The organism is Rheinheimera mesophila (assembly GCF_000986865.1).
Classification (GTDB): domain Bacteria; phylum Pseudomonadota; class Gammaproteobacteria; order Enterobacterales; family Alteromonadaceae; genus Pararheinheimera; species Pararheinheimera mesophila.
Genome location: NZ_LAVS01000005.1, coordinates 57,650 through 71,651, shown reverse-complemented (window position 1 = coordinate 71,651; position 14,002 = coordinate 57,650). Strand labels below are relative to the sequence as shown.

Sequence of the window (14,002 nt, the reverse complement as noted above, 5' to 3'; positions counted from 1 at the left end):
TGGGGTTTAAAGGTTGCTTGGTGTTGGTGGAAATTAATACTTGCTTGCCTTTCGACAAACTATTTTTATACATGCTGAGATTTAGGGAAAAGCAATGGCAGAAGAAAAATACATAGGCTACATCAAATATGAAGGCGAGCTTGTTAAAGACGGTCTGATGGATGCGAGGCGTCAGGCTAAATCATTACTTGCTTTCGACTCAGCAGTTCGCTATTTCATCGCTAAACAAGCCCCAGATTTTAGAAACTTGGATTTTGAAATTCCAGTAAGAGTTCGTAAAGGGTCATGGGAGGCGCTAATTCCAGAGACTGTTGCAGGGTGGGTTCAGGCTGGATTAGGTGTAGTTGCTACGGCCTATTTCACAAAAGCAGCTCAGAAAATGGCAGAAAAAGATTTTGCTGATTATGGAATAACTGATCTTTTTCGAAAAGCTGTTGAGGCAATCAAGTGGTTTGTTCGTATCGGTAAACATATGGGTGATGTGGCCATTCGTGAATTTAAAAACGTTAAATTCACAGATGACCGGTCTATGATTGGTATCATAAATGAGAATGGTGAAACTCTTTTTGTACCGAAATACATATTAGATCTTTATGTGAATACAAATCCTAAGCTGATTGAGGATCTAGCTACTAACGTCCAAGAGGGGAGGAATTTAGCCATTGGCTCGGTACAAAATGGTGTGGTTGATGAGGAAACGATAGGCCCAGCTGACAAAAAAATCTTTTGTGACGAGGATGACGAACCCGAAGATGTGTTATTTCCAGAGCTTGTTCATGGAGATTATGTTGCTCTAGAAGGAGAGGTTACGCGAGAGAACAAGATGTCAAACTCGATGGGCTTTAAGTACAACGAGCATGTTCTGACTGCATATCCAGAGGTGGGGAGCATAGTTCGTTACAAGCCATTGCTATTCTTGAAATGCCGTCTCTATGGCACTGTCAGCCGCCTTGATGAAAAGGGACGAATCGGAGCAAGACGACCAAAATTGTATTTCTCAAACCTTGAACCATTGGAAGAACAGAGTATTAACTTAGATTTATTTGATTAAGTGCACTTAAACCCAACTCACTACACAGGACTGCTTTTATGAAAACCGGAGCTCAACTAGTGGCTGAGGCCAAAACGAAAATTCAGGAACTGACGGTACAGCAACTGGCGGCTTTGCTGCAAAGCAGTCAGGCCCGCATTATTGATGTGCGGGAGCCTGCCGAGTTTGCCGCTGGTCATATCCCTGGCTCGGTCAATATGCCGCGCGGTGTATTGGAAATGCAATTACCACAACACCCTGCTGTAGCGCAGCAGAAGGATGCGGTGTTGGCGTTAACTGAACTGGCTGCTGAGCCTTTGTATTTAATTTGCCGCTCTGGTGCCCGCTCGGCCTTGGCTGCTGAGTCTTTGCAACGTATGGGGTTTCGTGACATTTACTCCATAGCAGGTGGAATACAGGCCTGGGCAGACAGTGGTTTACCGGTCCGGCAGTAAACCAGGGGCTGAGCACCGCCATAGACTTTAGTCGCATTCCCCCGCAGATGGTTTGACAGTTGCTTACATAACAGAAACACTGCCAGAAGCGAAATAACGCAGTGCTGACAGCTCTGCTATGTTTTCTTTTGCCAGTAAGTCTTCTGGCCTGCGTCGAATGGGAAGTCGTTATGGAACATCTGCGTGCTGCAATAGTTTTTGTCGGGCTCTGGTTAGTGGTTCAACTGTTGTATCTGTGGTTGCAGCTCAATAGCTGGTTGCTGGTGCTGTTGAATCTGTTGGCAGTGACAGGGTTCCTGTTGTGGACCAGCCGGAAAAAAGCGCCAGTTCAGGCTGTCGCGCAGTCCAATGCGCTGGCCGACAGTGCTCATCATATTACCGAAGCTACATCCAAAATGGCGATAGGTGCAGCAGAAGTTTCCTTTTATATCGACGGTTTAATTAAAGATATCAAACACAGCAGCGACGATTGCGGCCAGATTGGCAGCGCTGCAACAGGCTTAACCGATACCAGCGGTCAACTGACAGATAACCTGCAGCAAATCAGCCATAGCATTACTCATACGGCCAATGCGTGCAGCACAGCCGATCAGCGACTGCAAAAAAGTGTGGATAATATCAATCAGTTAGCTAATGCAGTCAGTGATGCAGCGGCCCAATTGGAACAACTCAAAGGCAGTGCCGACGATATTCAGCGTATTACTGAAGTGATCACAGATGTGGCCAATCAAACCAACTTATTGGCATTAAATGCGGCTATTGAAGCCGCCCGTGCCGGCGAACAAGGCCGTGGTTTTGCTGTAGTGGCGGATGAAGTGCGGTCTTTGGCAGGCAAAACCTCAGAAGCAACCAAAGACATAGCAAAAATGCTGGCTGATATTCGCAGCCAAAGTGAACAAACCGCTGCAGTGATGACCCAATTGGTGCAGTTAAGTGCTGATGTGCAGCAGGAATTGCAGTCTGTAGCGGCAGGCTTTAACGGCATCAATACCGAAGTGGGGCAAGTGTCTGCTGCGCTGGAGCAAATAGAGCAGGTCAGTACTGGATTGGAAAATACCAGCCAGCAATTGGGCCAGTCGATTCAGAGTATTAATAAAGCCTTGTCGGCGATAGAACACAAAGGCAGCACAGTGGCGGATCAGGCCATTGAATTGTCGGTAGAAACTGAAAGTATTTATCGCGAACTCAGTACAGTCACCAATCAGAGTTTCTTTAACCCTGTACTGAAAGAAGCGCAGCAAGCCGCTGCGGCCATTGGGGCTTTATTTGAAAAAGCTCTTAGTGACGGCAAGCTTACAGAACAACAGTTATTTGCTGAGCAGTATCAGCCTATTGCTAATACTAATCCGCAAAAATTCCATACCGCTTATGACAGTTTTACCGACCAGTTTTTCCCTTTGATCCAGGAGCCTATTTTGGAGCGTCACAGCAATGTGTTGTACGCTGGCGGTGTTGATCGCAAAGGCTATTTCCCGACCCACAATAAAAAATACAGTCAGGCCTTAACCGGCAACTACGAAAAAGACTTACTGCAAAACCGCACCAAACGTATCTTTAGCGACCGCACCGGTAGCCGTTGTGGCAGTAATACCCAGCCTATGCTGTTGCAAACCTATAAGCGGGATACCGGCGAAATTTTGCATGATTTGTCGGTGCCTATTCTGGTGAAAGGCCGGCATTGGGGCGGGTTTAGAATAGGCTTTAGGAGAGTGTGAAAAAAGTCTTGATCGTGACAGATGGTCAGCCAGAACAAGTTGCTCAGAGCGGTTTATTGCTGTTACCTGAGCAGGCCTCTTACTTCACCGCCATTTTTATCGACTTGGCTGGTGGGCGCAGAAGGCTAATGCTATGCCAAAATGAGTAGGGGGCTGAAAATGACTACCTATAACCCACAGCCAGTGCATTTTACTGACGCCGCAATCTCATAACTCATTAACCTAAACCCCATCCCCTCAAACTGCCAGAATTTTGCCTGAATATCTGGCTGAATCATTTGTTGGATCAGTAACATAGCTTGTATCGAACCTATGATGCCAAGCAAAGGCGCTAACACCCCTAAGCTACTGCAATTGCCGGATTGATCGGTTAAATCCGGGAATAAACAGCGATAGCAGGGGCTTGGGCTCTGGGCAAAAGGCCAGAGCATCAACTGGCCTTGTTGGCCTATAGCGGCCGCGCTAATCAGGCTGATTTGATGTTGCTGACAGAGCTTGTTGATAAGCTTTCGGCTTTGGAAATTGTCGGTACAGTCCAGCACCCAGTCGGCCTTTGCCAATAACTCATTGGCATTGTCGGCGCTAAAATACTGTTCAATAGCGGCGATCTGCACATAAGGATTGAGCTGTTTCAGTTGGCGCGCTGCTATTTTGGCTTTGTTCATGCCTTTGTCGCTGTCACGGAATAAAACCTGCCGTTGCAGGTTGGATAATTCTACTTTGTCGCCATCGACTAAAGTAAGCTGGCCCAGGCCGGACGACACCAGATACTGACTGGCAGCATGGCCTAAACCACCACAGCCTATCAGCACTACTTGGCTTTGTTTTAGCTTGAGCTGAGCGGCTTCGCCAAAATCGGGCAACATCAACTGGCGGCTATAACGGATAAATTCTAAATCAGTAAGCATGCTGTGCCTCCGTTATAAATTGCTGCATCTGTTGCACCCAAAGTTTGGGATCTGTGGCCTGAGCAAAAGCCTGTACCACAGCTAAGTGCCTGATACCCGTTGCCAGCACAGCTTTGGCATTGCTTTCATTAATGCCACCAATAGCGACCAGCGGAATATCGGGGAATAAGGCGGGATAACGAGCCAGTTTTTGCAGGCCCTGTAACTTACCGGTCATTTCTTTGGTTTGGGTGGCAAAAATGGCACCTATCGCCAGATAACTGGGCTGGAGTTGCTGCGCTCTTAATAGTTTATAAAAACCATGGCTGGATACACCCAGCCGCAGTCCTGCTTGTTGCAAAGCTGCTAAGTTGGCGCTGTTGATATCTTCCTGACCTAAATGTACGCCATAAGCGCCGAGTTCCAGCGCCAGTTGCCAGTGATCGTTAATAAATAGCTGAACATCAGGGTGCTGACAAAGCTGGATGGCTTGTTGGATTTGTTGGCGTAGCTGCTGCGGATTTGTGCTTTTAATCCGTAACTGCAGGGTTTTTACTCCTGCAACTAAAGCCCTTTCCAGTTCTGCTACTGAAGGCACTATCACATACAAAACTAAAGCCGCTTTGAGGGGCGCAAAGGCCTGAGCTGGCGGCAGCAGCTTGTCAGTGAGCAACTCTGGTAAATACTCCGGCTTAGCTGGAAAACCCCAGTGGCCCAAAGTACCTGAACACTCTGTGATGGCAACTGGCTGGCTTAAGCCTTGATTGATATAAGTTTTAGCCACTACAAAAGCATCTTCCAGTGCATAACCTAAAGCCAAAGCTGCCGCCAAAGCACTGCTTAAACAACAGCCTGTGCCGTGGTTAAAATGGTGTTGTTGGCGGGTGCTGCTCAGACGGATGTAGTTGGTATAAGCCGGATAGCCGAGATAGCGAAAATTTTCGCTAATAAAAAGCAGATCTGTGCAAAGAGTAGCCTCCGCATGGCCGCCTTTCACCAGTACTGCTTTTACTCCGGTGTTTAATAGCAGCTTTACCGCCTGCTCAGTATCCGGGCTTTGAGTAAGAGCTTCCAACTCCTGCAGATTGGGGGTTAACAGATCAATGTGTGGCAATAAATGCTGGACCACCGCCTGATATAAATCGGGTTCAGCCATTGTTGAACCTGAACTGCTGATAGCAACAGGGTCATACATCACCAGTAAGTCAGGCAGGCTTTTTCTAAGCTGCTGTAAAAAATCAGCCAGCCATAACACCTGAGCAGCATTGACCAGCAGCCCAATTTTAATCACCGAAGGCTTAGCATCTTTGAGTAAAGCCATAGCTTGTAGGTGCAGCAACTCAACATAAACCGCCATACAGGCATCGACACCAGAGCTGTGCTGGGCGGTAATAGCTGTAACTAAAGTGCATAAGTGCAAGGGCTGCTCTGGCGTGGAAAAACTCTGAATAGTTTTTAAGTCGGCCTGAATACCAGCGCCCGCGCTATTGTCTGAACCTGCAATACTCCAAATCACAGCGGTGTTATTGACTTGAGTCATAGCGCCTCCTGCAACCAAAACGGCATACCAAGCACAGGAGTCGAAGGGCTGGCGAAATCCTGTTTCGGCATAGCACCGGCTAAAAATGCAGAGCGTCCTGCAGCGACTGCCTGTGAAAAAGCCAAAGCCATCAATACAGGATCTTTGGCTAAAGCCACGGCAGAATTCAGTAATACGCCATCAAAACCCATTTCCATCACCTGACAGGCATGGCTGGGTACACCTAAACCTGCATCCACTATTAAAGTGGCGTCCGGCAAACGTTCTCGTAAAGTGCGCAGCGCATAAGGGTTGAGCACACCCAAACCTGAACCTATAGGCGCAGCCCAGGGCATCAGCACTTTGCAGCCCAGTTCATACAACCTTTTGCATAACACTAAATCGTCGGTGCAATAGGGCAATACCTCAAAACCATCGGCCAGTAGGTGTTCGGCTGCTTGCAGCAATAACATCGGCTCGGGCTGCAGGTTGTAGTCATCGCCTATCAGCTCCAGTTTTATCCAGTTGGTTTGGAATATCTCCCTCGACATTTGCGCCAAAGTCACAGCTTGTTGCACTGAATGGCAACCTGCGGTATTGGGCAATAACTGTAACTTTAACTCGCGTATCAGTTGCCAGAACTGCTCACCGCCTTGCTGTTCTGGCGCCTGGCGACGCAAGCTTAAGGTTACAGCTTCGCAGCCACTTTGTTGCAGGGCTTGCTGCATCAAGGCCGGGCTAGGATACAAGGCGCTGCCTAAAATCAGCCTGCTGTTAAGCTGAGTACCGTAGATATTAAAATCTGAGTGCATACTTAACCTCCGGCTATAGGGCTGACAATATCCAACTGATCACCGGCTTGAAGCACTGTGTTTGGATACTGATTTGCCGCAATAAAACAGCCATTTAATGCCACTGCAAAAGGGGATTTAAAACGTGGTAGTAGATGGCTTAACTGGTTGGAGTCTAGGCTTTCTTTTTTGCCATTAAGCCAGATGCTTAGCTCTGTTTTCATCTGTTCAGCCATAACACAGCTCCTTTGCTTCACTAAGTTGTAGCAACGCCTGCTCGACCACTTGTTCAGCCAAAGCCGGGCCCAATAAATAGCCGTGACGGTATAAGCCATTGACCCGAATCAGACCTGGCTGGTCTGAAATCACTGGTCTGTTATCCGGCAAAGCAGGGCGGGCCGAAGCCTGTACGCTAAAAATTTCTGCCTCAGCAAAAGCAGGGTCGACTGAATACAAGGCCGAAAGCAGTTCCAAAGTCGAACGCACCGAAGGACCGGATTGATCGGCTGATTCCAGCTCTGTCGCGCCCACCACAAAAAGTCCTTCGCCTTTAGGTGCGACATACAGCGCATAACGCGGATGGAATAACCGTACAGGACGGCTAAGTTGTACTGCCGGTGCTTTAACTCTTAGCACTTCACCTCGTACAGGCCGTAATTGAGGCAACTCAGTGGCCGCACCTAAACCCCGGCAATCAATAACCAGATCGGCGTGTTGCAACTTGCCATTACACCAAAGCTCGTCGCCTTTAAACTCAACAGAAGATTGAGCCTCCAGCGCTACACCACGTTGCTGCAATAACTGCAGGGCATGCTGTAAAAACGCCTGATTATTGAGCTGTCCTTCACCCGGCAAAAAACAACCATGCTGAAAACGCCCGGCCAGCGAAGGCTCAAGTGTGGTCAGTTCAGTTTTAGTCAGCCATTTGGGTGGATAGTTGGGCTGGGTTTTAATTTGGCTGACCAAATGCAGTAACAGGTGCTGTTGCTGTGGGTGCGCCAGCAGCAAAGCCCCTTGCTGTTGCAGGCCAAAATCCGGCAGTTGCTGTTGCAGCTGTTGCCAGAGCTGCATACTGCGATAGCCGAGCTCGACTAAATCCTGTTCTAAAAGCACAGATTCAGCCAAAGGCGACAGCATAGCGGCAGCGGCAAAAGCAGCTTTGGGTTGATAGAGCTCTTGGTCAGGGCTAAAACTCCCCTTTTCCAGCAGGCGAATTCGGGCTGGCTTTGGCCAAAGTCCGGGTTCGGACAAAGCCAAAGCGCATAAACGACCCATTAAACCGCCGCCCAGAATAAGCAGCGTCGGGCTCATAGTTGCGGCTCCTCCAGCTTGGTATCTGTGCCGTGGTAAAGCTCTGCACCCGACTGACGGAACTGCTGCGCCTTTTTCTGCATTTCTGCCTGTTGCTGCGCTGCATCCAACTGCTTTACCTCAATGCTGGCGGCATAGTCGCGCACATCCTGACTGATTTTCATCGAACAAAACTTCGGGCCACACATAGAACAAAAGTGCGCGACTTTGCCGGATTCCTGGGGCAGAGTTTGGTCGTGATAAGAGCGGGCGCGTTCCGGGTCTAAACTTAAATTAAACTGATCCTGCCAGCGAAACTCAAAACGGGCTTTGGATAACGCATCATCGCGAATTTGTGCACCCGGATGACCTTTGGCCAAATCGGCAGCGTGGGCGGCTATTTTGTAAGCAATCAAACCTTCCTTGACATCGTTTTTATCAGGTAAACCCAAATGCTCCTTTGGCGTGACATAACAGAGCATAGCGCAGCCATACCAGCCAATCTGAGCAGCACCAATGGCGGACGTCAGATGATCGTAACCCGGCGCTATATCTGTGGTCAGGGGGCCTAAGGTATAAAAAGGCGCTTCGGCGCAGTACTCCAACTGCAACTGCATATTTTCACGAATAAGCTGCATAGGCACATGACCAGGGCCTTCCACCATCACCTGCACCTCTTTAGCCCAGGCGCGGTGCGTTAGTTCACCTAAGGTTTTCAGCTCAGCAAACTGAGCTTCGTCATTGGCATCGGCAATAGAACCAGGACGTAGGCCATCCCCCAGACTAAAGCTGATATCGTAAGCGCGCATAATGTCGCAGATATCGTCAAAGTGTTGATATAAAAAGTTTTCTTTATGATGCGCCAGACACCATTTGGCCATAATAGAACCGCCACGGGATACTATGCCGGTCAGGCGTTTGGCCGTCATAGGCACGTAAGCTAGGCGCACTCCGGCGTGAATCGTAAAATAGTCCACCCCTTGTTCGGCCTGTTCAATTAAGGTGTCGCGGAATAAGTCCCAGCTTAGGTCTTCGGCTATACCACCGACTTTTTCCAGCGCCTGATACAAAGGTACAGTGCCAATAGGCACAGGGCTGTTGCGGATAATCCATTCGCGGGTTTGATGAATATAACGGCCAGTGGATAAATCCATCACTGTATCAGCGCCCCAGCGTGTGGCCCACAGCAGCTTTTCCACTTCTTCTTCAATGGACGAACTAACGGCTGAATTGCCGATGTTGGCGTTCACTTTCACCAGAAAGTTACGGCCAATAATCATAGGTTCAATTTCAGGGTGATTGATATTGGCAGGTAAAATGGCGCGACCAGCCGCTATTTCCTGCCGGACAAATTCAGCGGTAATTTGTTTGGGTAAGTTGGCACCAAAACTCTGGCCCGGATGCTGGGTTCTATGCTGAGTTCGGGCTTCAGTAGTTGCAGCCAGATTAGCGCGGCTTAAGTTTTCCCGAATGGCCACGTATTCCATTTCCGGAGTAATAATGCCACGACGGGCATAAGCCAACTGTGTCACTGCCACACCAGCTTTGGCTTTGCGTTTTTCTGTTAAAGCTTCAAATCTTAAGCTTTGCAGGCTGTCATCCAGCCACTGTTCTTTGCTGTAGACAGAACCGAAGTCTGTCACCAGCTCCGTATCGCCACGCTGTTTGATCCAGTCGGTACGAAGGGCTGGCAAACCTTTACGGATATCAATTTGAGCATCAGGGCAGGAATAAGGGCCGGACGTGTCGTAGACCCGAACTGGTGCATTGGGCTGAAATAACGGATTATCTTTGCTGCCACCAATTAAACTCGGCTGCAGTTCAATTTCACGCATGCCGACTTTCACGCCCGGCAATTCACCTTCGATATAGACCTTGCGGCTGGCGGGATAAGGTTGGCCCTGAAACTGCTGAATAAATTGTTCGGCAGCAGCGCGGGTGGCGCGACGGTTTTGATTTTCTGACATATAAACTCCGGTGAAATAATTAAATAGTTAATTTTCAACAGAGCTTGGGAAAAGCGTGGACAGCCATCAACAGATGAGCCGAATGAGTGCGCCAACAGGCAGACGGCTCACCGCCGCTGTTGGCGCTCTTGTTTCCCTCCGCAGGTATTATCCTGTTCAGGTTCCACGGATTCCGCCCAGGGGCGGTCTCAGCTGACAAACCAGGTTTGTGCAGCACTCCGACAAGCTAAGTGTGACCAGCATAAACAGCTTTTTTTCGGACGGCAAGGGGGAATTGGTGGATGTGTTGTTTCTAACTTGTGTTTTTTGTGAGCTAATGTGTGGCAATTATTGACTTAACGTATCCCTAAAAACAGGGGTAAAAACATAGTTTTCTGTTCCCCAGTGTCCTGAGTAAAACTCAGATCTTATGCGACTTAATCGAAAGCTCAAAACCACAGGCATGGGCATATTTCACCAGCGTAGACCAGCTCGGGTTAGAGTTACCTTTTTCTAAGCGGCTGATATTGCTCTTTTGTGTCTGCATCCTTTGTGCAACCTGTTCTTGTGTGAGCCCGGCTTGAGTGCGCATGGAGAGGAGTTGATCAATAAAGTTAAATTCAGCGTCCAACTGCTCGTATTCAGCTTTCACTTCCGGATTATCTAAAGCACGTTGTTTTAGTTTTTGCAGACTCATAACTGTTGAACCTCTTTTTGTCGTTCGCGGGCAAGTTCCAGCTCATTTTTCGGTGTTTTTTGAGACTTTTTTACAAAGGCATGCAACACATAGATATGCTTGCCTTTTAAGTAACAAAATAACCCGCGCCCAATCCCTTCCTGGGCTTTAGCTCGTATTTCAAATAAGCCATTGCCCATAGATTCCGTATGCGGTGGGTTCAGATTTGCTCCATGTTTTTCCATTAACTCTAATAGCTTAATCATCCTTGCCTGAATTTTGGCTGGCATGTCGAGGATCTGCTCTTCTACGCCAGCATAAAAATCAATTTTCCAACTCATAGGTAATCTCTACCTTGTTATCTTATATGATAACTTTTGTTGTCGTTATTGTCCACAATTTGTACGTCAAGTGTCCATGTACTAAGCTTAGCTACAATACGAAAACATAGAGTAGATTCACTACTGGTAGTGATGAGAGGTCTTATTTCGGTAATGCCACAAGAAGATCCTGCCAATTTATGCTAATTTGCCTGCGGTTCTCATTTTGAAAAGACTTGCTTTTGGACAGACGTCATTTTTTAGCTTTAAGTAGCACTATAGCTTTAGCCACTGTCGCCGGCTGCCAGTCTGGCCCGGCCAGAGCTTTGCCCGACCCCGATGACTGGCAACAGCTCAAAGCCAGTTTTTCCGGTCAGTTATTATTTCCTTCCGATGCTGGTTTTAGTCGGTTTTATAAAGCGGCCAACTCGCGTTATGACAGCATTACTCCTGCGGTGATAGCCCGCTGCGCTAATACTTCAGATGTGCAGCAGATTTTAGCTTTTGCCCGCAAGTTTCAGTTACCGATCACAGGCCGTAGCGGCGGCCATAACTATGCCGGTTACTCGAGCACTAAAGGCATTTTGCTGGATTTAGCTTTAATGGCCGATATTCAGCATGAAGCCGAAGACGACACGGCTTGGATAGGAGCCGGGGCTAAGCTCGGTGATATCTATGATCAGTTAAGTAAAAAAGGCCGCTCTATTCCGGGAGGCAGTTGTGTCGGTGTAGGTATTGCCGGTTTAACTTTGGGTGGTGGTTTTGGCATAGCCGATCGTTTATACGGTTTGACTTGTGATGCGCTGCTGGAAGCCGAAGTTGTCACTGTAGATGGCGAAGTGCTGCGTTGTAATGAGCAACAAAACGCGGATTTATTTTGGGGTTTAAGAGGAGGCGGTGGTGGCCAGTTTGGCATAGTCACCCGGCTGAAGTTTCAAACCTTTGCCACGGCCGATATCTTAAGTTGCCATGCTTATTTCGCGTTAAAAGATGCATTGCCTGTATTGAATTTATGGCAACACTGGAGTCATCAGTTACCCGAAGCTTTATGGTCTCAGGCGGCTTTATGGTGGCGTGGTGAACCAGATCATGAACCCCAATTGCAAATCCGGGTCACCAGTTTAGGCCAGATTAAATTGCTGCAGCAGCAATGGGTGAATTGGTTAAGGCGTTTGCCAGTGCAACCTGTAGAGCAGGATGTGGTGCTGCATAATTATCGCGAATATATGCTGACTGACTGTGCGGGTTTGGAGATGCCAGAGTGCAAACTACCGCATCAATCAGAGCAAGCCAAACTCAAGCGTGTGGCTATGGCGGGCAGTTCTGACTTTTTTAATCAAGTCATTAGCAGAGCGGGATTAGAAGCTTTATTGGGGCAAGTGCAGCAGCGCCAGCAACAAGGTTTATCCGGCGGTATTTTACTGACGCTGATGGGCGGTGCTATCAGTTCTGTGCCTGCCGATCACACGGCTTTTGCCCACAGAGATGCACTTTTTAGCGCTCAGTATCTGGTGAGCCGTCCTGTCGGGGCTGATGAAAAGTTAATGCAAGGTGCGGCGCTGTGGGTCAACCATATGCGTACTGTGATGAAGCCCTATAGTACGGGTGGTGCCTATTTAAATTACACCGACGCTTTGATTAAAAACTGGTCTGAGGCTTATTATGGTCGTCACTACGAAAAACTGCAGCAACTCAAAGGCCGTTACGACCCTGAGCAGCTACTGCGATTTGCTCAAGGCATAAAGCCAGCTTAAGAGACAAAGGATAAAACCAATGAGATATAAGGTACTGATTTTATTTTTATCTTTGGGCGCTGTAGTGGTGCAGGCTGAAACATCAATCGACAGCACAGATTTTGTGCCTGACGGCGTTTTTCACGCCAGCATAGAAGGTCCTGCCACAGACAAAAACGGTTATTTGTATGCAGTGAACTATGGTGTTGAAGGCACCATTGGCAAAATCAGCCCTCAAGGTGAGGTGAGTTTAGCTCTGACCCTGCCCAAAGGCAGTATTGGCAACGGTATTCGTTTTGACCAAAAAGGCCTGATGTATATAGCCGATTATACTGGCCACAACATCTGGCGTTACGACGGTAAGAAGCTGCAATTACATGCGCATCAGCCCTTGATGTTTCAGCCCAACGATTTAACCATAGCGGCGAATGGCGTTATTTTTGCCAGTGATCCGGATTGGAAAAATCGCAGAGGGCAGTTGTGGCGCATTGAAACTGATGGCAGTTCCAGTCTGGTTGAAAAAGATATGGGTACCACCAACGGCGTGGAAATTAGTCCAGACCAAACCCGTCTTTATGTCAACGAGAGCGCGCAGCGCAGAGTCTGGGTCTACGATTTAGATGAGCAACTCAACGCCAGTAATAAAAGAGTACTGATCCAATTTCCAGATTTTGGTTTAGACGGTATGCGTGCCGATAGCCAAGGTAATTTATACATAGCCCGTTATGGCAAAGGTGTGGTTGCCAAAGTCAGCCCTGATGGCAAATTGCTACGGGAATATCAGCTAAAGGGTGAGTTTCCGACCAACGTCACTTTTTCACAAAAAGATCCGACATTACTCTATGTCACTATGCAAAAACGTGGCGCGATAGAGCTGATTAAGTTGGATCCGGCTGAATAATACCTCTGTACTTTTGTGGACTTTGGCCAAAATGCTGGGAAAAACGTGCGCTAAAGGCAGAAGCTGACTGATAGCCGCATTCCAGCGCTATGTGTTGCACAGACAGGTTGGAAAACAGCACTAAAGTGCGGCTGTGCTGCATACGTAAAGTGGTTAAATACTGCCCAGGGTTCTTACCAACCTGCTGACGAAACAACAGTTTAAATTGACTTAAACTCAAATTGGCTTTACTGGCAAGCAAAGGTAAATCTAACTCATCTGCCAGATGCTCCTGCATATACAGCAAAGCTTGCCGCACTCTTTTATCCACAGCAGGTGCTGGCTGTTCTGTTTCCAGCAGTTGCAGGAAAAACTGCTGTGCTGCTGGCAACAGTTGTTGATCCTGCTCTATCAACAACGCCTCCAATACCAATAAGTATGGCTGGATCCGGGCTGACAGTTGAAACACAGGTTGAGCTAACTGCAGCAAATGTGCAGGCAAATGCAGTAAATCTGCGACTAAAAATCGACATTGTTCAGCGGCTGAAAAACCATGTTCTGTGCCTGCCGGGATCACCAGACATTCTGCTGCACCTACCTGAAATTGTTGCTGATTAATGAGCAAATCGAGCCGGCCAGACAGAGGCAACACCAGTTGATGGTGATCATGGCTGTGGCTTTGCGGTTCAGGACTATAGGCGCGAATCGATAGTCTCATCATACGAGACGCTGCCGCTTTGTTGATTGCGCCATCTGACCC

Annotated in this window: 15 protein-coding genes and 1 riboswitch; of the genes, 6 read left to right on the top strand and 9 right to left on the bottom strand. The window is 48.1% G+C overall.

What is annotated here, in order from left to right:
• Window positions 1-94 precede the first annotated feature (94 nt).
• The 4 genes from SD53_RS03690 to SD53_RS18625 all read left to right on the top strand — a co-directional run bounded on the left by SD53_RS03690 (window position 95) and on the right by SD53_RS18625 (window position 3,349).
• On the top strand, window positions 95-1,051 hold the full coding sequence (locus SD53_RS03690; protein ID WP_046518871.1) for a hypothetical protein: 957 nt from the start codon (window positions 95-97) through the stop codon (window positions 1,049-1,051).
• 38 nt (window positions 1,052-1,089) lie between these two features.
• The gene (locus SD53_RS03685; protein ID WP_046518870.1) at window positions 1,090-1,485 is read left to right on the top strand and encodes a rhodanese-like domain-containing protein; all 396 of its coding nucleotides are present in this window, start codon (window positions 1,090-1,092) and stop codon (window positions 1,483-1,485) included.
• 170 nt (window positions 1,486-1,655) lie between these two features.
• The gene (locus tag SD53_RS03680) at window positions 1,656-3,200 is read left to right on the top strand and encodes a methyl-accepting chemotaxis protein (protein ID WP_046518869.1); all 1,545 of its coding nucleotides are present in this window, start codon (window positions 1,656-1,658) and stop codon (window positions 3,198-3,200) included.
• Entirely contained in the window at window positions 3,197-3,349 is a 153-nt protein-coding gene (locus tag SD53_RS18625) for a hypothetical protein (protein ID WP_157850006.1), read from the top strand. The genes SD53_RS03680 and SD53_RS18625 overlap by 4 nt, the downstream gene beginning before the upstream one ends.
• 18 nt (window positions 3,350-3,367) lie before the next feature.
• On the opposite strand, the gene SD53_RS03675 is transcribed toward SD53_RS18625, so the two are convergent.
• The 8 genes from SD53_RS03675 to SD53_RS03640 form a co-directional block, all read right to left on the bottom strand.
• A complete protein-coding gene (locus tag SD53_RS03675) occupies window positions 3,368-4,108 on the bottom strand; it encodes a HesA/MoeB/ThiF family protein (protein ID WP_046518868.1) in 741 nt (246 codons plus the stop codon).
• The gene (thiE, locus tag SD53_RS03670; protein WP_046518867.1) at window positions 4,098-5,627 is read right to left on the bottom strand and encodes a thiamine phosphate synthase; all 1,530 of its coding nucleotides are present in this window, start codon (window positions 5,625-5,627) and stop codon (window positions 4,098-4,100) included. Before thiE ends, SD53_RS03675 begins: the two co-directional genes overlap by 11 nt.
• Window positions 5,624-6,418, bottom strand: a complete 795-nt coding sequence (locus SD53_RS03665) for a thiazole synthase (protein ID WP_046518866.1) — start codon at window positions 6,416-6,418, stop codon at window positions 5,624-5,626. Before SD53_RS03665 ends, thiE begins: the two co-directional genes overlap by 4 nt.
• 2 nt (window positions 6,419-6,420) lie before the next feature.
• Complete coding sequence (gene thiS, locus SD53_RS18240) at window positions 6,421-6,633, bottom strand: sulfur carrier protein ThiS (protein WP_052749241.1); 213 nt, start codon at window positions 6,631-6,633, stop codon at window positions 6,421-6,423.
• Window positions 6,626-7,708, bottom strand: coding sequence for an FAD-dependent oxidoreductase (locus SD53_RS03655; protein ID WP_046518865.1), 1,083 nt, complete (start codon window positions 7,706-7,708; stop codon window positions 6,626-6,628). Before SD53_RS03655 ends, thiS begins: the two co-directional genes overlap by 8 nt.
• The gene (thiC, locus tag SD53_RS03650) at window positions 7,705-9,654 is read right to left on the bottom strand and encodes a phosphomethylpyrimidine synthase ThiC (protein ID WP_046518864.1); all 1,950 of its coding nucleotides are present in this window, start codon (window positions 9,652-9,654) and stop codon (window positions 7,705-7,707) included. The genes SD53_RS03655 and thiC overlap by 4 nt, the downstream gene beginning before the upstream one ends.
• 115 nt (window positions 9,655-9,769) lie before the next feature.
• Window positions 9,770-9,885, bottom strand: a riboswitch (TPP riboswitch).
• A gap of 169 nt (window positions 9,886-10,054) precedes the next feature.
• Window positions 10,055-10,330 carry a helix-turn-helix domain-containing protein gene (locus SD53_RS03645; protein WP_046518863.1) on the bottom strand — a complete coding sequence of 92 codons (276 nt, stop codon included), beginning with the start codon at window positions 10,328-10,330 and terminating at the stop codon, window positions 10,055-10,057.
• Window positions 10,327-10,650 (bottom strand): type II toxin-antitoxin system RelE/ParE family toxin, encoded by a 324-nt coding sequence (locus SD53_RS03640; protein ID WP_046518862.1) that lies wholly within the window; start codon window positions 10,648-10,650, stop codon window positions 10,327-10,329. The genes SD53_RS03645 and SD53_RS03640 overlap by 4 nt, the downstream gene beginning before the upstream one ends.
• 221 nt (window positions 10,651-10,871) lie before the next feature.
• On the opposite strand from SD53_RS03640, the gene SD53_RS03635 reads away from it, so the two are divergent.
• Together SD53_RS03635 and SD53_RS03630 are read left to right on the top strand one after the other, a co-directional pair.
• Complete coding sequence (locus tag SD53_RS03635; RefSeq protein WP_046518861.1) at window positions 10,872-12,383, top strand: FAD-binding oxidoreductase; 1,512 nt, start codon at window positions 10,872-10,874, stop codon at window positions 12,381-12,383.
• A 19-nt stretch (window positions 12,384-12,402) separates the two neighbouring features.
• Complete coding sequence (locus SD53_RS03630; protein ID WP_046518860.1) at window positions 12,403-13,263, top strand: SMP-30/gluconolactonase/LRE family protein; 861 nt, start codon at window positions 12,403-12,405, stop codon at window positions 13,261-13,263.
• On the opposite strand, the gene SD53_RS03625 is transcribed toward SD53_RS03630, so the two are convergent.
• Entirely contained in the window at window positions 13,241-13,963 is a 723-nt protein-coding gene (locus SD53_RS03625; protein WP_046518859.1) for a helix-turn-helix domain-containing protein, read from the bottom strand. The two genes, SD53_RS03630 and SD53_RS03625, sit on opposite strands and share 23 nt — an antisense overlap.
• Between the last annotated feature and the right edge of the window lie 39 nt (window positions 13,964-14,002).

Bases quoted from the DNA above. Each gene is read 5' to 3' on its own strand.
- SD53_RS03630 (WP_046518860.1), top strand. From the start codon at position 12,403: ATGAGATATAAGGTACTGATTTTATTTTTATCTTTGGGCGCTGTAGTG.
- SD53_RS03665 (WP_046518866.1), bottom strand. From the start codon at position 6,418: ATGCACTCAGATTTTAATATCTACGGTACTCAGCTTAACAGCAGGCTG.
- thiE (WP_046518867.1), bottom strand. From the start codon at position 5,627: ATGACTCAAGTCAATAACACCGCTGTGATTTGGAGTATTGCAGGTTCA.
- SD53_RS03645 (WP_046518863.1), bottom strand. From the start codon at position 10,330: ATGAGTCTGCAAAAACTAAAACAACGTGCTTTAGATAATCCGGAAGTG.
- SD53_RS03640 (WP_046518862.1), bottom strand. From the start codon at position 10,650: ATGAGTTGGAAAATTGATTTTTATGCTGGCGTAGAAGAGCAGATCCTC.
- thiS (WP_052749241.1), bottom strand. From the start codon at position 6,633: ATGGCTGAACAGATGAAAACAGAGCTAAGCATCTGGCTTAATGGCAAA.
- SD53_RS03685 (WP_046518870.1), top strand. From the start codon at position 1,090: ATGAAAACCGGAGCTCAACTAGTGGCTGAGGCCAAAACGAAAATTCAG.
- SD53_RS03655 (WP_046518865.1), bottom strand. From the start codon at position 7,708: ATGAGCCCGACGCTGCTTATTCTGGGCGGCGGTTTAATGGGTCGTTTA.
- SD53_RS03680 (WP_046518869.1), top strand. From the start codon at position 1,656: ATGGAACATCTGCGTGCTGCAATAGTTTTTGTCGGGCTCTGGTTAGTG.
- SD53_RS03625 (WP_046518859.1), bottom strand. From the start codon at position 13,963: ATGATGAGACTATCGATTCGCGCCTATAGTCCTGAACCGCAAAGCCAC.
- SD53_RS03690 (WP_046518871.1), top strand. From the start codon at position 95: ATGGCAGAAGAAAAATACATAGGCTACATCAAATATGAAGGCGAGCTT.
- thiC (WP_046518864.1), bottom strand. From the start codon at position 9,654: ATGTCAGAAAATCAAAACCGTCGCGCCACCCGCGCTGCTGCCGAACAA.
- SD53_RS03675 (WP_046518868.1), bottom strand. From the start codon at position 4,108: ATGCTTACTGATTTAGAATTTATCCGTTATAGCCGCCAGTTGATGTTG.